Origin of the sequence: Nonomuraea sp. KM90 (assembly GCF_052246675.1) — a bacterium.
Taxonomy (GTDB): domain Bacteria; phylum Actinomycetota; class Actinomycetes; order Streptosporangiales; family Streptosporangiaceae; genus Nonomuraea.
Genome location: NZ_JBQQCB010000011.1, coordinates 26,695 through 47,417, shown reverse-complemented (window position 1 = coordinate 47,417; position 20,723 = coordinate 26,695). Strand labels below are relative to the sequence as shown.

The window sequence follows — 20,723 nt, the reverse complement described above, 5'->3', positions numbered from 1 at the left end:
CTCACCTGCCTACTTGGCGTTCGCCTTCAGGTAGTCGCTGTTCATCTGGGCGATCGTGTCCAGCGGGATCCCCTTCGGGCACACCGCCGTGCACTCGCCGGTGTTCGTGCAGCCGCCGAACCCCTCCGCGTCCATCTGGTCCACCATCGCCTTGGCGCGCGACAGCCGCTCCGGCTGGCCCTGGGGCAGCAGGCTCAGGTGGGTGATCTTGGCGGCGGTGAAGAGGGAGGCCGAGCCGTTCGGGCAGGCCGCGACGCAGGCGCCGCAGCCGATGCACGTCGCCGCGTCGAAGGCCGCGTCCGCGTCCTCCTTGCGTACGGGGACGCTGTGGGCGTCCGGGGCCGAGCCGGCCGGGACCGAGACGAAGCCGCCCGCCTGGATGATGCGGTCGAACGCGCTGCGGTCCACCACCAGGTCCTTGACGACCGGGAACGGGGCCGCGCGCCACGGCTCGATGGTGATCTCGGCGCCATCCTCGAAGTGGCGCATGTGGAGCTGGCAGGTCGTGGTGGCGCGCTGCTCGCCGTGGGCGACGCCGTTGATGACCATGCCGCACATGCCGCAGATGCCCTCACGGCAGTCGTGGTCGAAGGCGATCGGGTCGTCGCCGTCCAGGATGAGCCGCTCGTTGAGGACGTCCAGCATCTCCAGGAAGGACATGTCCGGGGAGACGTCCTCCACCTTGTACGTCACCATGCGTCCCGCGTCCGAGGGGCCGCTCTGCCGCCAAACGCGCAGGGTCAAGTTCACTTGTAGCTCCGCTGGGTCATCTTGACGTACTCGTACTCGAGCGCTTCCTTGTGCAGCACCGGCCCGTTCTCGCCGCCGTACTCCCACGCCGAGACGAGCGCGAAGTTCTCGTCGTCGCGCAGCGCCTCGCCGTCGGAGTCCTGGGACTCGGCGCGGAAGTGGCCGCCGCAGGACTCGGTACGGACCAGGGCGTCCAGGCACATGAGCTCGGCCAGGTCGAAGAAGTCGGCGACGCGGCCGGCCTTCTCCAGGACCTGGTTGAGCTCCTCCGCGGTGCCGCTCACCTTGACGTTCTCCCAGAACTCCGCGCGCAGCTCGGGGATGCGCTCCAGCGCCTTGCGCAGCGACTCCTCGGTGCGCTCCATGCCGCAGTAGTCCCACATGAGCTTGCCCAGCTCGCGGTGGAAGGAGTCGGGCGTGCGGGTGCCGTTCACGGACAGGAGGCGGTCGATCTTGTTGCGGACCTTGATCTCGGCCTGAGCCACGGCCTCCTCGTCCACGTCGCCGAAGGGACCGGCGGCCAGGTAGTCGCCGAGGGTGGTCGGAAGCACGAAATATCCGTCGGCCAGACCCTGCATCAGCGCCGACGCGCCGAGGCGGTTGGCGCCGTGGTCGGAGAAGTTGGCCTCACCGATGACGAACAGGCCGGGGATCGTGGACTGCAGGTCGTAGTCCACCCACAGCCCGCCCATCGTGTAGTGGACGGCGGGGTAGATGCGCATCGGTACGTCGTACGGGTTCTCGCCCGTGATGCGCTCGTACATCTCGAACAGGTTGCCGTACTTCTTCTCCACGGCGTCGCGGCCGAGGCGGTTGATGGCGTCCCGGAAGTCGAGGTAGACCCCGAGCCCGCCGGGGCCCACGCCGCGACCCTCGTCGCAGACGTTCTTGGCGGCGCGGGAGGCGATGTCGCGGGGCACCAGGTTGCCGAAGGCCGGGTAGATCCGCTCCAGGTAGTAGTCGCGCTCCTCCTCCGGGATGTCCCCGGGGGCGCGGTCGTCGTTCTTGCGCAGCGGCACCCAGACGCGGCCGTCGTTGCGCAGCGACTCGGACATGAGCGTGAGCTTCGACTGGTACTCGCCCGACACCGGGATGCACGTCGGGTGGATCTGCGTGTAGCAGGGGTTGGCGAAGTACGCCCCGCGCTCGTGGGCCCGCCAGATGGCCGTCGTGTTGCAGCCCTTGGCGTTCGTGGACAGGAAGAACACGTTGCCGTAGCCACCGGTGGCCAGCACCACGGCGTCGGCCAGGTGGCGCTCGATCTCGCCGGTCACCATGTCGCGCACGATGACGCCGCGCGCCCGCCCGTCGGAGATGATCAGGTCGAGCATCTCGTGCCGGGTGTGCATCTCCACGGTCCCGGCCGCGATCTGCCGCTCCAGCGCCTGGTACGCCCCTAGCAGGAGCTGCTGGCCCGTCTGGCCGCGGGCGTAGAACGTACGCGAGACCTGGGCGCCGCCGAACGAGCGTGTGTCCAGCAGGCCGCCGTACTCCCGGGCGAACGGCACGCCCTGCGCCACGGCCTGGTCGATGATGTTCACCGAGACCTGGGCGAGGCGGTAGACGTTCGACTCGCGGGCGCGGAAGTCGCCGCCCTTCACGGTGTCGTAGAAGAGGCGGTAGATGCTGTCGCCGTCGCCGCGGTAGTTCTTGGCGGCGTTGATCCCGCCCTGCGCGGCGATGGAGTGCGCCCGGCGCGGCGTGTCCTGGTAGCAGAACGACTTGACGTTGTAGCCCAGCTCGCCCAGCGTCGCGGCGGCGGAACCGCCCGCCAGGCCCGTGCCCACCACGATCACGTTGAGCTTGCGCTTGTTCGCCGGGTTGACCAGCTTGGCGGCGAACTTGCGCTTTTCCCAGCGCTCCTCGATCGGACCGGCCGGAGCCTTGGTGTCCTGGATCTCGGGGCCTTCGGTGTACTTCACTTGACAACTCCGAACGTGATCGCGAGGGGCGGGGCCAGGAAGCCGATCACCAGGGCCGCGGAGACCAGCGTGGCCGACACGCGAAGGACCTGGTTACGGTTGCGGTTGGCCCAGCCGAGCGTCTGGAAGGCGCTCCAGATGCCGTGCCGCAGGTGCAGGCCGACCATGACGACGGCCACGAAGTAGATCAGCGTGACCCACCACCGGGACGCGTCGAACCCGGCGATCATCCGGTCGGCGGGGGCGGAGTCGAAGCCCTTGGGGTTGACGACGCCGAAGGTCAGGTCGAGCAGGTGCCAGACCACGAAGAGCACGATGGTCACGCCGCCCCATCGCATGATGTGCGTGGCGTAGCCGTTCGCCTGCGACTTCTTGGCCACGTACTTCACGGGCCTGGCCTTGCCCGCGCGGCGGGACAGCGAGATCGCGGCCCACATGTGCAGGAGGACCGCGGCCACGAGGCCGATCTCCAGGATCGTCAGCACGGTGCGGTACGGCGCGATCGGCTCCAGCAGCGTGCGCAGCGCGTGGGCGTACTCGTTGAAGGAGTCACGGCCGAAGAAGATCTTGAGGTTGCCGAGCATATGAAGGACGAGGAAGCCCACCATCACGGCGCCCGTGACGGCCATGACGACTTTCTTGCCGTTCGACGAGGTCAGGAACCCGCCGGGCTTCTTCCGCGGTGCGGCCTTCTGAGCCTTCTTGGGGGAGGTAACAGGCGCGGTGGCGGCACCGCGCTCTATCGTGGCAGTCACGTCTTCAGACGCTAGGTATCCAGCATTGATCCGTCCAAGTCATGACGGGCCTGGTTTCGATAGCTACAGGCTATGATGTGGGTAGGCGCGGCTTTATCACCGGCTTACGCCGTGCCGGTGCGAGGAAAATCACATGCAGTTGCAGCAGCTCGCGTACTTCTTGGCGGTCGCGGAGGCCAGGCACTTCACCCAGGCGGCCGAGCGCATGCGGGTCGCGCAGCCGTCGCTCAGCAAGCAGATCAAGGCGCTGGAGGACGACCTCGGCGCGCGCCTGTTCTCGCGGGCACGCGGCAACGTCACGCTGACGGCCGCCGGTGAGGCGCTGCTCCCGCTCGCCCGCCGCATCCTGGCCGACGCCGACACCGCCCGGGAGGAGGTGGCCCAGCTCGCCGGGCTGCGCCGCGGCCGGGTGCGCCTGGGGGCCACGCCCTCGCTCTGCGCCGGGCTGCTGGCCGACGCGCTGGCCCGCTTCCACCGGGCGTACCCGGGGATCGAGCTGCTGGTGGAGGAGGGCGGCTCGCGGGATCTGGTCAAGGCGCTGGCCCGGGGCCAGCTCGACCTGTCGCTGATCATCATGCCGCTGCAGAGCGACGACCCCTCGCTGGTGACCGAGGAGATCCTGCGCGAGAACCTCGTGGTCGTCTCGCCCTCGCACGAGCAGATCAAGGGCCCCTACCTGCGCATCGAGGACCTGCGGGGCAGGTCGATGGTGATGTTCAGGCGCGGTTACGACCTGCGGGAGGCGACGCTGGCGGCGTGCCGGCAGGTGGGGTTCGAGCCGAGGTTCGCGGTGCAGGGCGGGGAGATGGACGCGGTGCTGCGGTTCGTGGAGGCGGGGCTGGGGGTGGCCGTGGTGCCGTCGATGGTGCTCGACGGGCGGCCGGGGCTGCTGGGCACGCCGCTCGCGCCACCGGGGCTCAGCCGTACGATCGCGCTGGCCCACCGCAAGGACGTCGACCCGACCAGGGCCGCGCAGGCGTTCCGGGAGACCTTGCTGTCCTTCGTCGTGGAAGCCGGGCACGAGGGCACGCTTCCACAAGGGGTAGAGCTCATCGCAGAATGAGCAACAACGGCTCCAACTCCCCGAAGAGGCGTGTTGACGGCAAATCTCTCAGAAACGCTGACGCTGCTCCTCATCGAGGACGATGACGGCGACGCCTTCCTCGTCGAGGAGCTGCTCAAGCAGGCCGAGGCCCCGCCCAAGATCTTCCGGGCCCGGACCCTGCGTGAGGCCAGGGCGAAGCTGACCTCCCAGATCCAGTGCGTCCTCGTGGACCTCTCGCTGCCCGACGCCAGCCGCCTGGAGGCGCTGGAGGCGGTGCTGGCGGTGGCGCCGCACACGGCCGTGCTGGTCCTCACCGGGCTCAGGGACGTCCACGTGGCCCTCGCGGCCGTGCAGTCGGGTGCGCAGGACTACCTGGTCAAGGGCGACGTGGACGCGCGGCTGCTGGCCAGGTCCATCAGCTACGCCATGGAGCGCAAACGGGCCGACCTGGCCCAGCTCAAGCTCGTCCAGGCGGAGCTGACGGCCAAGGAGACCGCCAGGCTGGAGAGCGCCCTGCTCCCCGAGCCCCTCCTGCGTACGACGTCGATCGAGCACGTGACCCGCTACCTCCCCGGCAGCGGCGGCACGCTGGCCGGCGACTTCTTCGACACCGTGCAGACGCCGGACGGCTCGGTGCACCTCGTGATCGGCGACGTGTGCGGGCACGGCCCCGACGAGGCCGCGCTCGGGGTGGCGCTGCGCATCGCCTGGCGCACCCTGGTGCTGGCGGGCGAGACGAGCGACACGCTGCTGCGCACGCTCGACCTCCTGCTGCGCGCCGAGCGCCAGGCTCCCGAGATCTTCACCACGCTGTGCACGGCCACGATCACCCCCGACCTGGGGCACGCCAGGATGCGCGTGGTCGGGCACCCGCCGCCCGTGCTGGTGCGCGACGGCGTCGTGCAGGTGGTGGACGGCGCGCCGTCGGGGCCGCCGCTCGGGATCTTCCCGGACGCGGAGTGGTCGGTGATCGACGTGCCGCTGGGCGACGAGTGGTCGATGATGCTCTACACCGACGGCCTGATCGAGGCGGCCGTGGGCGGCCCCAGCGAGCTGCTCGGCGTGGACGGCCTGCTCGATCTGGTACGCGAGCACGGCGCCATCGACCTTGACCGGCTCATCAGGCATGTGGGCACACTGAGCGACGATCTCGCCGTGGTCATGGTAAGGAAGAGGAGAGCATGAGCATTCACCCGCTTCCTCCTCCGAAGGAGCCGACCGGGCTGGGCAGGCTCCCTGTCGCCCGCTGGTTCCTGCTGATCGGTGCGCTGGCCGGCGTCATCTTCGTGGCCGGGGTCGTGGTCGTCATGGTGATGAGCGCCCGGACCGCCGAGCTCAACCCGGAGCCGGCGGTGGCCTCGCAGCTCGACCGGCTGATCGTGGCCCTGACCGTGCTGTTCACGCTGCTGCTCGGCTGCGCCGTCGGGCTGGCGGTCATCGTGCGCTACGCCGTGCTGAAGCCGATCGACCAGCTCACCGAGCAGGTGCGCGCGGTCGCCGGCGGCGACTTCGACCGCGACCTGCACGTCGACCGGCCGTCGGAGCTGGCCGAGCTGTCCAGCCACATCGACTCCATGCGCGCCCGCATCCTGTCGGCCTGGCGCCTGGCCACCGACCAGACCGAGGAGCTGCGCAGGTCGAATGGGGAGCTGGAGCAGTTCGCGTACGTGGCCAGCCACGACCTCCAGGAGCCGCTGCGCAAGGTGGCCAGCTTCACGCAGATGTTGGACCAGCGCTACGGCTCGCAGCTCGACGAGCGGGCCAGGCAGTACATGCACTACGCGGTCGACGGCGCCAAGCGCATGCAACTGCTGATCAACGACCTGCTCGACTTCTCCAGGGTCGGCCGGGTCACCGGCGAGAAGGGCGTGACCGAGTCGGGCGCGGCGCTGGACCGGGCGCTGGACAACATCTCCGCCACGATCGAGGACAGCGGTGCCACCGTCACCCGGGACGACCTGCCCCGGGTCAAAGGCAACGAGCTGCAGCTCACCCAGCTCTTCCAGAACCTGGTGGAGAACGCCGTCAAGTTCCGCTCCGAGGAGCCCCCGCGCATCCACATCGGGGTCAGGCGGGACGGCGACATGTGGGAGTTCAGCTGCTCGGACAACGGCATCGGGGTCGAGCCCAAGTACGCCGACCGCATTTTCCTGATCTTCCAGCGCCTGCATCCGCGCGACGTGTACCCGGGGACCGGCATCGGACTGGCCCTCTGCCGGAAGATCGTCGAATACCACGGCGGTCAGTTGTGGCTCGACGGGGAGACCGACGGCCAGGGCTCGACGTTCCGGTGGACGCTACCCGCGGCGGGAGACGAACGATGAACGGATGGCGACCGATCGAAGTGCTCCTGGTGGAGGACGACCAGGGGGACATCTTGCTCACCAAGGAGGCGTTCGACTACAACAAGGTGCGAAACCGGCTCAACGTGGTCAACGACGGCGAGCAGGCGATGGCGTTCCTGCGGCGGGAAGGCGACTTCGCCGACGCGCCGCGGCCCGACCTGATCCTGCTCGACCTCAACCTGCCCAGGATGAGCGGCATGGAGGTGCTGCGGGAGGTGAAGGCAGACCCGGAGTTGCGCACGATCCCCGTGGTGATCCTGACGACCTCGGAGGCGGAGGAGGACATCCTCCACAGCTACCGGCTCCATGCCAACGCTTATGTGTCCAAGCCGGTGGATTTTGAGCAATTTATCCGGGTTGTCCGGCAAATCGATGATTTTTTCGTGACTGTGGTTAAGTTGCCGGTCCAGGGGCAGCGCCTCTGACGCACGTACGTGACAGGAATCACAGCTGGTCCTCGAAAAAGTGAGTGATCCCGCTCACAAATTTCGATCCTGTCGTCGTAACGTATCCCCCACCAACGCGCGCCTGAGCGATACCGCCGATGAGCGCGCCCAGCGAAACGAAACCACGGACCCCCTGCGCGAAGGGTCCGCGGGAGGTGGAGAGGTCCGCGATGACCCAGACGACGCCCGACGCTCCGGTCCGAAGGCAGCGTGCGCAAGTCAAGGTGCGCACCCTGCGAACAGACAGATGGTGGCTGGTCCCGCTCGTGACATTCCTCGGGCTCAGCTCATTCCTGGTCTACGGTGTATGGGCGATCATCGACGGCAGCTATTTCGTCGATCCCTACATCGCCCCCTTCTCATCACCCTGCCTGGCCACGTCGTGCCCCGAGGGGGCCCGGCTGTTCGGGTGGGCGCCGGTCGGCGACTGGTACACCCTGTCGCCGGGGCTGCTGATCCTCGGTCTGCCCGGCGGATTCCGGCTGACCTGCTACTACTACCGCAAGTCCTACTACCGCTCGTTCTGGCTGTCCCCGCCGGCCTGCGCCGTGCAGGAGCCGCACGGCAAGTACACCGGTGAGCGGCGCTTCCCGCTGATCATCCAGAACGTCCACCGGTACTTCTTCTACGCGGCCATCGTGATCGGCCTCATCCTGGCCTACGACGCCGTCCTGGCGCTCATCCACAAGCCGCTGGGCCTGGGCACCTGGATCCTGATCCTGAACGCCGTGCTGATCAACGCCTACACGCTGTCGTGCCACTCCTGCAGGCACATCACGGCGGGCCGGCTCAACCACTTCTCCCGTCACCCGCTGCGGTACCGGGCCTGGACGTTCGTGTCCAAGCTCAACGCCAAGCACCAACCCCTCGCGTGGGCCTCGATGTTCTCGGTCATGGGCGCCGACCTGTACGTCCGCCTGGTGGCCAAGGGCATCATCGCCTTCCCGTACGCGTAAGGACAGCTTTCAGTGGAAAACACGCACAACACAGAGCGCCACGAGTACGACGTCGTCGTCATCGGCGCGGGCGGCGCCGGCCTGCGGGCCGCGATCGAGGCCCGCCAGCAGGGCAAGAGGACGGCGATCGTCTGCAAGTCGCTCTTCGGCAAGGCGCACACGGTCATGGCCGAGGGCGGCGCGGCCGCCGCGATGGGCAACGTCAACCCCGACGACAACTGGATGGTGCACTTCCGTGACACCATGCGGGGCGGCAAGTTCCTCAACAACTGGCGGATGGCCGAGCTGCACGCCAAGGAGGCTCCCGACCGGGTGTGGGAGCTGGAGGCCTGGGGCGCGCTGTTCGACCGCACCAAGGACGGCAAGATCAGCCAGCGGAACTTCGGCGGGCACGAGTACCCACGGCTCGCACACGTGGGCGACCGTACCGGGCTGGAGCTCATCCGCACGCTGCAGCAGCGCGTCGTGGCGCTCCAGCAGGAGGACTACGAGACGCACGGCGACTACGAGGCCTACATCAAGGTCTTCGCCGAGTGCACGGTCACGCGGCTGCTCAAGGACGGCGACGCGATCTCCGGGGCGTTCGGCTACTGGCGCGAGTCCGGGAACTTCATCCTCTTCGACGCCCCCGCCGTGGTCCTGGCCACCGGCGGCATCGGCAAGTCGTACGTCGTCACCTCCAACTCCTGGGAGTACACCGGCGACGGCCACGCCCTGGCCCTCCTCGCCGGCGCGAACCTGATCAACATGGAGTTCATCCAGTTCCACCCCACGGGGATGGTCTGGCCGCCGTCCGTGCGCGGCATCCTCGTCACCGAGTCCGTCCGCGGTGACGGCGGCGTGCTGCGCAACTCCGAGGGCAAGCGCTTCATGTTCGACTACATCCCCGAGGTGTTCAAGGACAAGTACGCCACCACGGAGGAAGAGGGCGACCGCTGGTACACCGACCAGGCCAACAACCGGCGCCCGCCGGAGCTGCTGCCGCGTGACGAGGTGGCCCGCGCGATCAACGCCGAGGTGAAGGCCGGTCGCGGCTCGCCCCAGGGCGGCGTCTTCCTCGACGTCTCCACCCGGCTGCCCGCCGAGGAGATCAAGAAGCGGCTGCCGTCGATGCACCACCAGTTCAAGGAGCTGGCCGACGTCGACATCACCGCCGAGCCCATGCAGGTGGGCCCGACCTGCCACTACATCATGGGCGGCGTCGAGGTGGACGCCGACAGCGGCGCGGCGGCGGTGCCCGGGCTGTTCGCGGCCGGCGAGGTGTCCGGCGGCATGCACGGCTCGAACCGGCTGGGCGGCAACTCGCTGTCCGACCTGCTGGTGTTCGGGCGCCGGGCGGGCGCGGGCGCGGCGGCGTACGTGGACGGCCTGCCCGCCAGGCCGAAGGTGCTGCCGGAGCAGGTGGAATCGGCCCGGGAAGAGGCCCTGGAGCCCCTGGGCCGCAGCGGCGAGAACCCCTACGAGGTCCACCACGAGCTCCAGCGCACGATGAACGACCTGGTCGGCATCATCCGCAAGGCCGAGGAGGTCTCCGAGGCCCTGGGCGTCGTGGAGAAACTCAAGGAGCGCGTGCGCATGGTCGGGGCGGCCGGCTCGGCCGTCTACAACCCCGGCTGGCACCTCGCGATCGACCTGCGCAACATGGTGCTGGTCTCCGAGTGCGTGGCCCGCGCCGCGCTGCTGCGCGAGGAGAGCCGCGGCGGGCACACCCGCGACGACTTCCCGGGGATGAACCCGGACTGGCGCCGCAAGCTGCTCGTCTGCTCCACCGAGGACGGCTCCACCGTCACCGTCGAGGAGAAGGTCCAGCCGTCCATGCGCGGTGACCTGATCACCCTGTTCGACCGGGACGAGCTGAAGAAGTACCTCACCGACGAAGAGATGGCCGAGTTCGACGGGATAGCGAAGTCATGAGCTACAAGGCAAAGTTCAAGGTCTGGCGCGGTGAGGGCGGCGAGGGCGGTCTCGAGGACTTCACCGTGGAGGTGAACGAGGGCGAGGTCGTCCTCGACATCATCCACCGCCTGCAGGCCACCCAGGCGCCCGACCTGGCGGTGCGGTGGAACTGCAAGGCGGGCAAGTGCGGCTCGTGCAGCATGGAGATCAACGGCAAGCCGCGGCTGGGCTGCATGACCCGCATGTCCACCTTCGAGGAGGACGAGACCATCACGGTCACGCCGATGCGGACGTTCCCGGTCATCAAGGACCTCGTCACCGACGTCTCGTACAACTACCAGAAGGCCAGGGAGGTCCCCTCCTTCACGCCGCCGAGCGGTGTGCGGCCCGGCGAATACCGGATGAAGCAGGTCGACGTCGAGCGGTCCCAGGAGTTCCGCAAGTGCATCGAATGCTTCATGTGCAACAACGTCTGCCACGTGATCCGCGACCATGAGGAGAACAAGAGCAACTTCTCCGGTCCCCGCTTCCTCATGCGGATCGCCGAGCTGGACATGCACCCGTACGACGTGGCGGACCGTCAGGAGGCGGCCCAGCAGGAGCACGGGCTCGGTTACTGCAACATCACCAAGTGCTGCACCGAGGTCTGCCCCGAGCACATCAAGATCACTGACAACGCGCTGATCCCGATGAAGGAGCGCGTGGTCGACCGCAAGTACGACCCGCTGGTGTGGCTGGGCAACAAGATCTTCAAGCGCGGCGCCACCAAGTAGGCCGGACACGACGAAAGGCGGGGGCCGGGAATCCGGCCCCCGCCTTTCGTCTTTCAGCGCTTCTTCCGGCCGAACCGCTTGCGCTTGGCGTCCGGCATCTCCTTGGTCGGCTCCTGCTCCTGCCCGGCGCTCTCCTGGTCGGGCATCAGGGGCATCAGGGGCATCTGGGGAGGCAGCGGCTGGACCGCGGTCACGTCCCCGTCGGCCGGCAGGTACGGCGGCGGCTCGTAGCCGTCCGGCGGACCCTCGGGCCCATGCTCGGAGTCCCTGGATGCCGCCGGCTCGAACAGCGAGCCCGGCCGCTGCTGCCACGGCTCCGAGTCGCCCGCCTCGGCGGCCGAGGCCGGGCCGAGCGGCTGCTCCACGTCGCCGTCGTACGGGCCAGCGCCGCCCGGCGGGATGTCCGTCGGGGGCTCCGCCGCCGGGATCAGCGGCTCGAACGGGTCGCGCTCGCGGGACCTGGGCGGCTCGCTGTAGGAGTCGAACTCGTCGGGGTGCAGCACCACGGGCTCCTGAGGGGGCTCCGCGGGCGGGTACGGCTCCTGCACGTACCCCTGGGGCGGGTACGGGTGGTTCGGGTCCTGGTAGCCGTACTGGGGCGGGCCGCCCGGGTAGGTCTGCACCGGCACGAAGCTGATGATGGGCGCGTACGCCGTGCCGCCCGGATAGCCGGGAGCCGGGAATGCCGCCGTGGCGTAACCGGGCCCCGCCGGATATCCGCCACCCGGAGGCACGTCCGGCCGGCCCGCGTGCGGACCCGCCTTCCGCACGGCCGCGGCGTGGGCCATCCGGCGCAGCCGCCCCTCGAAGATGAGGACGGCGAAGAGCGCGAGCAGGACCAGCACCAGCGCGGGGATGCTGAGCTTCTGCGTCAGCGTGCGCTGGTCGAACTCCGGCGCCGCGTTACGCAGCTCCAGCGGCACCTCGTCGGAGGAGGCGGACTCCGTCTGGCTCGGCGGCGGGGTGGTGGTCGTCTCGGGCGCGATGGTCGGCATCTCGACGGACGCCTCGGTCGTGGGCGAGGTGACGGGTGTCGCCGGCGGAACCTCGGCGCTCTGCGTGGGCAGGGGCTGCGGGTTCTGCGTGGGGGTGGTCTGCGGGACGCTCGCGGGGGCCGAGGTGGTCTTCGTCGGGGTCGGCGCCTTCGAGGTCTTGGTCGGGGTCGCGGTGACGGTCTTGGTGACGGTCGTCTCCGGCTGTCCGTCCTCCGGTTCGGGCGACGGCGACCCTAAGGTGGTGGTGACCGTGATGGTGGTCTGCGGCGTGGTCTCGCACTCCACCTCGACGTCACAGGGTTCGACGGGCGGGTCGAACGCCACGGAGGCGCTCGCGCTCTGCACGATGAACGGCGTCGCTCCGGCGCCCGCCAGTCCGAGCGCCAGGACGATAGCGGACACGGCTGTCGCTCGCGTGCGTGCCACCGGTGCCCTCCGCGAAGTCCCGGAACCAAGGTCAAGGGAATACTAGCCGGGTAAAAGTAACAGTAAAGACGGAATTACAACACCTTTCTACGGTTACGGCGCCGTTGTACCGTGACAACCAGCCACAGGCTCCCCATCAGCACGCCGATGCTCCCGGCGACCATGGGCAACGCCCTCGGGCCATCGATGGGGCTGACCCATCCGACAGGGTGAACAGCCCTCGCGGACACGGCCACCTCCCACGGAAGCGGCGCCTCCCCACCCGCCGCGCCGGCTTGGAACGAGGCAACCGGCCCCGGCGACGCGACCACGGGCCCTCCGGGCGCCGGCGTGGGCCCGCTCGACGCGACCCCGGTGGCGCTGGGCAGGGCGAGCGGGGCCTGCGTGGCCTGCGGCGCCGCCGTACTGGCAGCGGTGCTCGGAGTGGCGCCGGCGAGGACCTGCGGCACGACCTCCGGCAGCGTCACCTCTGCAGCGGGAGCCTCAGCCACCGACTGCCGCTCCTCCGCCTTGTCCCGGCTCTCCGTCGTCTCGGCCCGGCTCTCCGCAGCCTCGGCCCGGCTCTTCCCGCTCTTACCGGCCTCGCCCCGGCTCCGCGCACCCTCAGCCCGGGTCCCCACGACCTCCGCTGAGCCTTCCGCATCCACCACTGGGCTCTTCACATCCGCAGCCCGGCTCTTCGTCCGCTCGGCGGGCCGCAGGAGTCGCGCCGGGCCGCTGAACGTCGCCGCGTCCCCCGTGATCGCCTGCCTGACCCGTACGGCGGTGGTCCGGCTCATGGTCGTCGGCCCCTCGCCCCCGGTGCCCCGCATCCTGGCCACCGCCGCGAGCACCACCTCCCGAGCCCCAGCAGGCGCCTTCAGCGTGACGTCCACGGCCCGCTCACCGGCGACCTCCCCGAGCGCGCACACCCGCGCCCCCGGCAGCACCGCCCCGGCCGGAACCGTGCCGGTCGAAACCGTGCCAATCGGAGCCGGGCCAATCGGAGCCGGGCCAATCGGAGCCGTGCCGGCCGCAGCCGAGCCCTTTGCGGCGGCCAGCGCCCGCACGGCCAGCGCCCCGGCCGCGACGGCACCCGGGCTCGAAGCCCTCGCCATCGCCGCACCCGCGTCGGAAGGCGGCGCCACGGCGTCCCTCGCGGGCGCACCGCTCGCCGACGGACTCGGCCCCGCCGACGGCAGGCAGGACACCTCCGACAACGCCTCCACCGGATCGGCCGCCACCGCCACCCTGGCGCCGCTGGCCATCCCGTTCAGCCGCACCCGGAACCGCTGCACGTCCCCGGTCCTGACCCACTTCCCCACACTGTCGGCCCCGTTCACCCGCTCGAGGACCAGCGACACCCCGGCCGCCGCCACGGGCACGGACGGCACCGCCACCACGACCAACGTCCCGGCGACGATCCAGCCACGCCGCATCACTCCAACTCCCCCGCCGCGACAAATTACGCCTAGTAACCATTGTGTCACAGAGAGGGATGTCCTAATCCCGTTGGAGCAGATTCTCCACGGTCTTCATGATGGGCAGGTCGGCTCCCAGCCAGTCGACGTCGAAGTAGTCGCCGGGGCCGAGCCAGCGCAGCGCCAGGTGCTCCTTGGCCTGCGGGGTGCCCGAGGCCAGGGAGCAGAGCCAGACGCGCATGACGTACCCCTCGGCCAGCGGCCAGTCCTCGCCCACGCGTTCGCCCACGGCGATCTCCACGCCGAGCTCCTCGCGGCACTCCCGGACGAGCGCCGCCTCCTCGCTCTCCCCGGGATCCACCTTGCCGCCGGGGAACTCCCAGCCGCCCGCCAGCGCGGCGGGCTGGGCGCGCTGGGCGGCGAGCACCCGGCCACCAGGGGCGACGATCACCGCGGCCACGACCACGACCGGATTCATTGAGCTCATAGGGCAGGATTCTGCAGCTTCTTGAGTTGTTCGAGCACGTCGGGGTTCTGCAGGGGACGGGTGAAGCCCACGCGGTTGGTACGCGCCTGGTAGCTCGTGACCTTGATCGGCCCGCACAGCCGGCACCGCGCTTCCAGCATCTTGCCCTTGGAGACCACCAGCCCCACGTGGCCGGGGTTGTTCGCGGAGGTGCCCGGGCCGGAGTTGAAGAACACCAGGTCACCCGGCTGCTCCTGGCCCGCTAACACCTTCACCCCGAACGGCCACTGCCCGAACGTCGTACGCGGGATCGACAGCCCCGCCGCCCGGTAGGCCGCGAAGATGACCCCCGAGCAGTCGAACGAGTCGGGCCCCGTGCCACCCCACAGGTACGGCTTGCCACGCTGCGCCAGCGCGAACTCCAGGATCTTGGCCACGACGTCGTTGGGGGCCGCCTCGACCAGCGGCTCGTCGCAGTCCTCCGACGCCTGCGGCGGCACCTTCACCGCGCCGGACTTGGCGTATTTCCTGGCGATCTCCTCGACCTGGTCGACGTACCACCAGGCCCGGTTGTAGACGAACAGCGCCTGCCGCACGTTCTCGGGGGCGCCGTTGCGCTTGAGCATCCTGGCGGCGCCCAGGATGGCGTCGGCCGGGTTGTAGACGTCGCCCACGCCGTCACCGTCACCGTCGGAGGCGTACCCGTTGTACGTGGACGACATCGGGATCCTGGCCTTGCCGCCCCACGTGGAGATCAGGAACTGCATCGGCCCGGCCGCGCCCGCGTAGTTGGTGCCGCTCTTGACGCCCGGCAGGTCGGACCGGCCGTGGTCGGTCTCGCGCTTGCCCACGGCGGCCAGGATGTTCCACTGGACGCCGATCTTCTTGCCGTGCTCCTTGTACAGGTCCAGGTATTCGGCGGGGATGTCGGACGCGGCGGAGTCGGAGGCCTCCTCCACCTGGGCCGTGTCCTGGCAGTCGACGGTGGTGCCGCCGTTGCTCAGAAAGGACGGCATGGACATCAGCAACAGCGGTGACACGATGACCGCCACCAGGAGCAACATCCCGGCGAGGCCGATCACCAGGGCTAGGCGCGCTCGTGAGAGTTTCACCCGAGGGGGTCTCCCTCCTGACCTTCGGTGGACGGCCTGATGTCGTAGATCCGCCAGTCGGACACGACCTGGCTGACGGTGACCGCGTACTCCTCGGTGACCTGCTTGTTGCCGCTCCTGGCGGTGACCTGCCTGGTCCCGGCGATCAGGAAGACGACGGAGGACTTCTCGATCTGCCTGATCTCCTTCAGCCTGGCCGTGGCCGTGGAGACGATCTGGTCGTTGCGGTTCTGCTCGACGGTGCCCGCCGAGGTCATCGTCCTGGTCAGCTCGTTGCCGAGCTCGGGCGTCGCGAACACCTTCAGCCGGCCCGCGTACGCCGCGGGGTCCTCGTCGTAGCGGAAGGTGCCGTACGCGGCGGTGAACCGTTCGGCCAGGTCCGCCGCCGCGGCGAGCTGCTCCTTCTGCATCGGCAGGTAGGAGTAGACGTCGAACGGCGCCGCGCTCGCGGTCGCCAGCGGTGTGCTCGACGCGATGGCGGAGGCGGTGGTCCGGATCGCCTGCGGCTCGGGCTCGGCCTGGTCGGACGAGTCCGGCCACATGGTCAGGTAGATGCCGACCGCGGCGATGACCACGACGATGGCGGCGAAGGCCACCCCCCGCCTGTCACCTGGCTGCGCCATGTATCAGTCCTTGTCCGGGTTGTTCGGCTTGAGCCAGAAGGGCACCGAAGGGCTGTCGCCTCCGGAGCCGCCGCCGTTGCCGCTGCTGCGCAGCCAGAGCGGCGGCGCCTCCGAGGTGCGGGAGGACGGCTCGTCGGAGCCGAAGATCCGGGGGCCGGACGAGGTGCCGCCGCCGGACCGGGACCCGCCGCCGCCCGAGCGGGACGAGCCGCCGAACAGGCCGCCGCCGGAGCCACGCGAGCCGTTCGACCCCCTGGAGCCGCCGGATCCGCCCGATCCGCCCGATCCGCCGCCGAACAGCCCGCCGCCCGAGCCGCGCGAGCGCGTCCCGCCGGTACGCGAGCCGCCACCAGAGCCGCCGCCCGAGCCGCCGAAGCGCGAGCCGCGCGAACCGTTGGAGGCCGGGGTGCGCGAGCCACCGCCCGAGCCGCCCCCCGAACCACCACGCCGGGCCCAGCCGCCACCGGACGCGCCGCCGAACCAGCCACCGCCCGAGCCGCCGCCCGAGCCACCGGAACCGCCCGCGCCCGCCGCGGCGCCCGAGCCGCCGGTCCTGGGGCCTCCCGCCGCGGCACCCCTGGTGCGGGTGGGCGCGCCCAGGTTGAGCGGGGGCGCGGTGCCCCTGCGCGGTTCGAGCGGAGCCCGGCCGGCCGCCTTGCCGCCCTGCTGGTCGGTGTCGAGGGGCGCGGCCGTGGCCGGGAGCCGGGCACCGGATGCGGCGCCCTCGCCCTCCTCGCCGCGCACGCGTACCTGCCCGCTCGCCGCCGCCGTGGCCGCCGCTCCCGCCGGGTTGGCCGCGCCGGCCGCCCTGATGAGCGGCTCGGCCTTGCGCAGGCCCCAGCGGCCGATCCGGGCCGAGGCGACCGGCGGCAGCGCGCCCGCCGACCGCTCCAGCACCGACGAACTCGCGGCCTCGCCGAGCATCCGCGTGGCGACCGTGTGGCCGCTCATCGAGGCGAACAGGTGCTGGAACGGGCGCCGGTAGAAGAACACCGCGATCGTCAGCAGGGCCATGAACAGCACCTGCATGCCCCATGGCATCGCCGTGGAGATGATGAGCGCGTACCCGTACACCAGGACGCTCAGCACGATCGTCAGCACGGCCTGTCTCAGCAGCGTGCCGATGAGCATCTCCACCCAGCGCATGGCGACGATCCGCCCGCTACCCGGATGCACGCCGATCAGCAGGAAGATCGGCCCGAGGATGAGCAGCAGCAGGAAGCCCACCTTCAGCACCAGCAGCGACACCGCCACCAGGAAGATGAGCGTCCCGGCCACCAGCGCGGCGATGAACGCGCCGACGGCCACGCCGAGCCGGTTGGACCAGTCTCTGCCGGAGAAGGTGGCGTAGCGGGGGTCGTTCCTGAGCTTGTCGGCCAGCGCGGCGTACTCGGACTGGCGGGCCCCCACGTCGGGAGCCGGCTGCCCGGCCACGACCTGTGGCACCGACTGCCACTCCAGCACCTTGCGGCCCCAGTCGCGGACGATGGGCTGCGCGGGGTCGGCGGTGCCGAACTGGCCCACCAGCCACGGCTTGCAGACCAGCGTGGACCACAGGGCGTCGGCGTTCTGGTCGACCCCCGGCGTGCCGGTCTGGCCGTAGCCGCCCGCCTTGACCTGCGGGTTGGCCTCGCCGGGCGGCGGCAGGCAGGAGGCACCGCCGGCGCCGGGCAGGCCGGAGAAGGCCGAGTTGACGACCTCGCCGGTCTTGTCGGTGATGACCTTGCCCAGGCCGGTGAAGTCGCCGGGACGGCTGAAGAACCAGACCGCCACGGTGACCGCCAGGACCATCCAGATCACGCCCTCGGCGGTCGTGGTGGCCCGCTTGCGGATCAGCCCGTACCAGGCCAGCCAGATCGCGCCCAGGATGACGATGGGGCGGAGGTAGGGCCAGTACATGGCGTTGGACAGGTTCGTGATGATGTCGTCGACGACGTCCTTGATGGACTGGAGCGGTCCTTCCGTCGCCGCCGCCTGGTACGTGGTGATCGTCAGCCGGTCGACCGCCTTGGCCGCGGTGAAGATGCCGTTGGCCCACATGTTGCCGAGCACGGCCACGTAGTCGGAGCAGGTCAGCTCGTGCGTGTGCCAGAACTGGCCGCTCATGCCGAACTGGCCGTAGTTGGTGGCCGGGGCCTGCGGGGCGGCCGCCGTGGCCGGTGCCTGGATGAGGCCGTCGACGCCGCTGCCGACCATCTCGGGCGACAGGGGGCCCGACAGGTCACAGGGGGCCGCGGCGACCGGCGTGGACACCGCTCCCAGCACGAGCGGCACCACCAGGACGCCGGTGACGAGCGCGAGAACCAGCGCGAGTCGTCGGGATAGCCGGATCTTCATGACCGTACCTCCTGCGCTCTGCCCACGCCCCCTTGAAGATCATCATGCCCGGCGCCGTCGGGTTTGTCGTGTGTCGGGTTCGTGTCGAGCCAGCGGAGAAGTTCCTCGGAGACCAGGTCTACTCCGATCCGGCCCGCCCTGCCATCCAGATCGCGGAATACGCATTCGCCGTTGCCCAGCGAGCGCAGCACGGCCTTGTGCTCTTCCGACGGCTCCACCCCGAGCAGGGACATGACGTGGTCCACTTCCACCCGTTCCGTGGACCTGAACGCGAAGACGGACGACAGGCAGTTGGTCACCTGCTCGTTCAGCAGGTCGCCCGCGTTCTGCGAGACCAGCACCAGAGCGGTGTTGCGGGAGCGGCCCATCCGGCTGACCTCCGGCACCAGCTTGGCGCCCTCGGGCGTGGAGGTGATCGCCCACGCCTCGTCCAGGAAGATCGCCTTGGGGGCGCGCCGGTCGAGGCCGTTCATCAGCCTGCGCGCGAACTGGGACACCAGGTAGAGCAGCGCCACCGACAGCCGCTGCTCGTAGGAGTAGTCCTCCCTGGTCGTGGCCACGTCGGGCAGCGTCAGGCCGCCCAGCGTGAACACCGTCGTCCAGCCCTCGCTGTCGATCTGGTCGCCGCCGGAAGGGTCGAAGCAGAGCCGGGCCAGGCGCATCTCCGACATCGAGCGCAGCACCGCGCCCAGGTTCTTCGACGCGGGGTCCTCGGACTGCTCCAGGAAGTCCACGACCTTGCCGAGCGAGGGGTCCGCGCCGTTCGACACGGCCGCCACCGCCTGGATCATCGCCGACTCGCGCTCCTCCGACATGCGGGGCAGCAGCAGGCGGAGCGTCTCGGTGGCCATGGTCTTCTTGGCCGCGATGTCGTCGCCGAACGAGAACGGGTCCAGCAGCCCGGGAGCGGCCGAGCCGAGCGGGATGACCCGCGCCCGGCGCCCCCGCTTCTCCAGCAGCTGCACCAGCGACTCCGCGTCGCCCTTCGGGTCGATCACCGCGACGGTCACGCCGCGCAGCGCCATCTGGTAGATCATCAGCAGCGCGAGCGTGGTCTTGCCGCCGCCCGGCTCGCCGGTGATCGCGATGGCGGTCGGCCGGTTGCGGGTGGCCGCCACCAGCGGGTCGAAGTGCACGATGCTGCGGGCCCTGCCGACGGTCTCACCGATGTACGGGCCGAGCCAGCCCTCGCTGCCGTCGCCCAGCCGGTCGCCGAGGTCGACGGTGGCCGTGGCCATGCCGCCGGCGATCGTCCGCAGGGGCTGGCGCTGGGCGTAGGCGTTGACGCGTACCTTCTCGCCCGGCAGCGCCTCGCAGAACAGCGAGAACTGGTCGCCGGTCGAGTTGACCACGTCGATGCCCATGTCGCGGTAGTGCTCGACCACGGCCTCCACCCGCTGCACGCAGATCTCCTCCGTCGGGGCCGACACGATCAGGCGGTGCCAGCCGTACACGAAGGGCAGCCGCTCCTTCGTGATGCCGTGCTCCAGCATCCGGGCCGCGTCGATCTGCTCGGCCAGCGCCAGCGGCGCCTCCGCCCCGGCCTCGCGGATGTGGTGATCCATGTCGCGGGCGTGCGCCAGCTTGCGCGCCACGTCCTTCGACGCCTTGACCGGCGGGATCAGCCGCATGCGCGAGGAGACCTCCACCGGGAACGGCAGCTGGTCCGCGAAGTGCAGCCACGGCTCGCCGTCGGGGAACGGCATCAGGTCGGGGAAGCGCGCGAACGACAGGTGGGCCACGTACGAGTCGCCCTGCGGCTGCACGATCCGCAACAACGACCTGCCGTTGTGGATCTCACCCTCGACCAGCGACTCGATCTCTCCCCTGCCCCAGCGCCGCCTCGGGCTCGCCGACCTCGGCGGGTCGCCGAGCGCGCCCGCGGCCGAGTGCTGGAACAACCACGCCACCTCGACGGAGGTGGCGTGACGGGCGTAGAGAGCGCTCGATGCGAGCGCTCGCCCGAGGCGTTCCGCCTGCTCGGTCCATCGCCCGATCTCGCTGTCGGGTACGTGGTCGTCCTCCATCCCCAGCGCCTTCTCCGTCTTCTGGTAGAAGCCGAAGAGCTGGGAGAGCACGCCGCTGCCGAGCTGCTTGCCGCGCGGGCCGAGCCGCACGCCGAGGTAGACCTCCTTGGACCAGAAGTCCTTGGCCCAGACGTGCCGGTACATCTCCTCCAGGTAGTCGCGCCAGCCAGGCCCCTCGTCGGACGTGGCGTTCAGCGCCATGGCCCACTCCGCCGCGGGGTACGTGCGGTGCGCGACCCTCAGGTGGACCTCGGCGTCGGGCATCCTGATCGCGGCCAGCGCGATCGTGATGTTGGTGGCCAGCGCCTCGCGCTCCTCAGGCGTGACGAACTCGTAGCTGACCGTCGGGAGCCGGAAATACGCCCATGCGCAGGTGTCCGTGAGCAGGATGCGGTCGTCGAAGTAGCGGACCGCGAGGCGCTGGCGCGCTCGAGACGCCCTGCTCATGC

The 20,723-nt window shown here is 70.1% G+C and carries 17 protein-coding genes; 7 read left to right on the top strand and 10 right to left on the bottom strand.

Annotated elements, in window-relative coordinates:
• Positions 1 to 9: 9 nt before the first annotated feature.
• Genes ACTWPW_RS15005 through ACTWPW_RS14995 form a run of 3 tightly spaced genes read right to left on the bottom strand, consistent with a single transcriptional unit; the run spans position 10 to position 3,427 of the window.
• On the bottom strand, positions 10 to 750 hold the full coding sequence (locus tag ACTWPW_RS15005; protein ID WP_375113379.1) for a succinate dehydrogenase/fumarate reductase iron-sulfur subunit: 741 nt from the start codon (positions 748 to 750) through the stop codon (positions 10 to 12).
• Positions 747 to 2,672, bottom strand: a complete 1,926-nt coding sequence (locus tag ACTWPW_RS15000; protein WP_443169038.1) for a fumarate reductase/succinate dehydrogenase flavoprotein subunit — start codon at positions 2,670 to 2,672, stop codon at positions 747 to 749. Before ACTWPW_RS15000 ends, ACTWPW_RS15005 begins: the two co-directional genes overlap by 4 nt.
• A complete protein-coding gene (locus ACTWPW_RS14995; RefSeq protein WP_364118834.1) occupies positions 2,669 to 3,427 on the bottom strand; it encodes a succinate dehydrogenase cytochrome b subunit in 759 nt (252 codons plus the stop codon). Before ACTWPW_RS14995 ends, ACTWPW_RS15000 begins: the two co-directional genes overlap by 4 nt.
• 133 nt (positions 3,428 to 3,560) lie before the next feature.
• Between ACTWPW_RS14995 and ACTWPW_RS14990 the strand changes: the two genes are divergently transcribed.
• The 7 genes from ACTWPW_RS14990 to ACTWPW_RS14960 all read left to right on the top strand — a co-directional run bounded on the left by ACTWPW_RS14990 (position 3,561) and on the right by ACTWPW_RS14960 (position 10,888).
• Positions 3,561 to 4,490 carry a LysR family transcriptional regulator gene (locus tag ACTWPW_RS14990; protein WP_443169037.1) on the top strand — a complete coding sequence of 310 codons (930 nt, stop codon included), beginning with the start codon at positions 3,561 to 3,563 and terminating at the stop codon, positions 4,488 to 4,490.
• Between the two features lie 30 nt (positions 4,491 to 4,520).
• The gene (locus ACTWPW_RS14985; RefSeq protein WP_375113376.1) at positions 4,521 to 5,657 is read left to right on the top strand and encodes a PP2C family protein-serine/threonine phosphatase; all 1,137 of its coding nucleotides are present in this window, start codon (positions 4,521 to 4,523) and stop codon (positions 5,655 to 5,657) included.
• Complete coding sequence (locus ACTWPW_RS14980; protein WP_443169036.1) at positions 5,654 to 6,796, top strand: sensor histidine kinase; 1,143 nt, start codon at positions 5,654 to 5,656, stop codon at positions 6,794 to 6,796. The genes ACTWPW_RS14985 and ACTWPW_RS14980 overlap by 4 nt, the downstream gene beginning before the upstream one ends.
• Entirely contained in the window at positions 6,793 to 7,242 is a 450-nt protein-coding gene (locus tag ACTWPW_RS14975; RefSeq protein ID WP_375113374.1) for a response regulator, read from the top strand. Before ACTWPW_RS14980 ends, ACTWPW_RS14975 begins: the two co-directional genes overlap by 4 nt.
• 191 nt (positions 7,243 to 7,433) lie before the next feature.
• A complete protein-coding gene (locus tag ACTWPW_RS14970) occupies positions 7,434 to 8,219 on the top strand; it encodes a hypothetical protein (RefSeq protein ID WP_364118847.1) in 786 nt (261 codons plus the stop codon).
• Positions 8,220 to 8,231: 12 nt separating this feature from the next.
• Entirely contained in the window at positions 8,232 to 10,133 is a 1,902-nt protein-coding gene (locus ACTWPW_RS14965) for a fumarate reductase/succinate dehydrogenase flavoprotein subunit (RefSeq protein WP_364118850.1), read from the top strand.
• Positions 10,130 to 10,888 carry a succinate dehydrogenase/fumarate reductase iron-sulfur subunit gene (locus ACTWPW_RS14960; protein ID WP_364118853.1) on the top strand — a complete coding sequence of 253 codons (759 nt, stop codon included), beginning with the start codon at positions 10,130 to 10,132 and terminating at the stop codon, positions 10,886 to 10,888. Before ACTWPW_RS14965 ends, ACTWPW_RS14960 begins: the two co-directional genes overlap by 4 nt.
• Positions 10,889 to 10,941: 53 nt before the next feature.
• Here the strand turns inward: ACTWPW_RS14960 and ACTWPW_RS14955 are convergent, their stop codons facing one another.
• The 7 genes from ACTWPW_RS14955 to ACTWPW_RS14925 all read right to left on the bottom strand — a co-directional run bounded on the left by ACTWPW_RS14955 (position 10,942) and on the right by ACTWPW_RS14925 (position 20,721).
• The gene (locus ACTWPW_RS14955) at positions 10,942 to 12,285 is read right to left on the bottom strand and encodes a hypothetical protein (RefSeq protein WP_443169035.1); all 1,344 of its coding nucleotides are present in this window, start codon (positions 12,283 to 12,285) and stop codon (positions 10,942 to 10,944) included.
• Positions 12,286 to 12,383: 98 nt separating this feature from the next.
• On the bottom strand, positions 12,384 to 13,727 hold the full coding sequence (locus ACTWPW_RS14950) for a hypothetical protein (RefSeq protein ID WP_443169034.1): 1,344 nt from the start codon (positions 13,725 to 13,727) through the stop codon (positions 12,384 to 12,386).
• Positions 13,728 to 13,791: 64 nt separating this feature from the next.
• Positions 13,792 to 14,187 (bottom strand): (deoxy)nucleoside triphosphate pyrophosphohydrolase, encoded by a 396-nt coding sequence (locus ACTWPW_RS14945; RefSeq protein ID WP_375113508.1) that lies wholly within the window; start codon positions 14,185 to 14,187, stop codon positions 13,792 to 13,794.
• A gap of 5 nt (positions 14,188 to 14,192) precedes the next feature.
• Positions 14,193 to 15,287 carry a C40 family peptidase gene (locus ACTWPW_RS14940; RefSeq protein WP_443169033.1) on the bottom strand — a complete coding sequence of 365 codons (1,095 nt, stop codon included), beginning with the start codon at positions 15,285 to 15,287 and terminating at the stop codon, positions 14,193 to 14,195.
• A complete protein-coding gene (locus ACTWPW_RS14935) occupies positions 15,284 to 15,910 on the bottom strand; it encodes a hypothetical protein (protein ID WP_375113370.1) in 627 nt (208 codons plus the stop codon). Before ACTWPW_RS14935 ends, ACTWPW_RS14940 begins: the two co-directional genes overlap by 4 nt.
• A gap of 3 nt (positions 15,911 to 15,913) precedes the next feature.
• Complete coding sequence (locus tag ACTWPW_RS14930) at positions 15,914 to 18,247, bottom strand: type IV secretion system protein (RefSeq protein WP_443169032.1); 2,334 nt, start codon at positions 18,245 to 18,247, stop codon at positions 15,914 to 15,916.
• Positions 18,244 to 20,721: an ATP-binding protein gene (locus ACTWPW_RS14925; RefSeq protein ID WP_375113368.1), complete on the bottom strand. Its 2,478-nt coding sequence runs from the start codon at positions 20,719 to 20,721 to the stop codon at positions 18,244 to 18,246. Before ACTWPW_RS14925 ends, ACTWPW_RS14930 begins: the two co-directional genes overlap by 4 nt.
• Between the last annotated feature and the right edge of the window lie 2 nt (positions 20,722 to 20,723).

Coding starts and splice junctions, on each gene's coding strand:
- ACTWPW_RS14960 (WP_364118853.1), top strand. CDS start 10,130: ATGAGCTACAAGGCAAAGTTCAAGGTCTGGCGCGGTGAGGGCGGCGAG.
- ACTWPW_RS14935 (WP_375113370.1), bottom strand. CDS start 15,910: ATGGCGCAGCCAGGTGACAGGCGGGGGGTGGCCTTCGCCGCCATCGTC.
- ACTWPW_RS14925 (WP_375113368.1), bottom strand. CDS start 20,721: ATGAGCAGGGCGTCTCGAGCGCGCCAGCGCCTCGCGGTCCGCTACTTC.
- ACTWPW_RS14975 (WP_375113374.1), top strand. CDS start 6,793: ATGAACGGATGGCGACCGATCGAAGTGCTCCTGGTGGAGGACGACCAG.
- ACTWPW_RS14990 (WP_443169037.1), top strand. CDS start 3,561: ATGCAGTTGCAGCAGCTCGCGTACTTCTTGGCGGTCGCGGAGGCCAGG.
- ACTWPW_RS14970 (WP_364118847.1), top strand. CDS start 7,434: ATGACCCAGACGACGCCCGACGCTCCGGTCCGAAGGCAGCGTGCGCAA.
- ACTWPW_RS14950 (WP_443169034.1), bottom strand. CDS start 13,727: ATGCGGCGTGGCTGGATCGTCGCCGGGACGTTGGTCGTGGTGGCGGTG.
- ACTWPW_RS14980 (WP_443169036.1), top strand. CDS start 5,654: ATGAGCATTCACCCGCTTCCTCCTCCGAAGGAGCCGACCGGGCTGGGC.
- ACTWPW_RS14930 (WP_443169032.1), bottom strand. CDS start 18,247: ATGAAGATCCGGCTATCCCGACGACTCGCGCTGGTTCTCGCGCTCGTC.
- ACTWPW_RS14945 (WP_375113508.1), bottom strand. CDS start 14,187: ATGAATCCGGTCGTGGTCGTGGCCGCGGTGATCGTCGCCCCTGGTGGC.